The sequence below is a fragment of the Rhodoferax sp. ZS1R8 genome, from assembly GCF_056521325.1.
This window is the reverse complement of the sequence record NZ_JBWMBA010000085.1, coordinates 1,009-1,368: the sequence shown is the minus strand read 5'-3', so window position 1 is coordinate 1,368 and position 360 is coordinate 1,009. Positions and strand designations below refer to the sequence as shown.

The 360-nt window shown below is 61.7% G+C and carries 1 protein-coding gene; it reads right to left on the bottom strand.

Annotated elements, in window-relative coordinates; all coding sequences use genetic code 11:
- Positions 1-360, bottom strand: a 360-nt coding sequence (locus AC097P_RS23985; RefSeq protein ID WP_479612935.1) for a protein kinase domain-containing protein, incomplete at both ends; no start/stop codon positions are given.

The following is a 360-nucleotide window of genomic DNA, read 5'->3' as shown; positions in this document are numbered from 1 at the left end:
GTCGGGGTCTGCAGCCGCAATAGGTGCGGTTGTCGATGCAGCGCCCAGCGTGGTCTTGATGGCTTGCGCAAAGTCCTGCGCCGTTTGGTAACGCTCGTCCGGGTTCTTGGCCATGGCTTTTTTGACCACGGCGTCGAAGGCGGCGGGCAGGGCCACGTTCAGCAGCGAGGGGGCTAATGGCTCCTCGTGCAGCACCTTGTACATGATGGTCGTCGAATTGCCGGTGAAAGGCTTCTCGCCCGTCAAAAACTGGTACAGGATGACGCCGCACGAGAAGATGTCACTGCGCCCATCCACCGGCTGGCCCATGAACTGTTCGGGCGACATATAGGCGGGGGTGCCCATGACAGTGCCGACCTG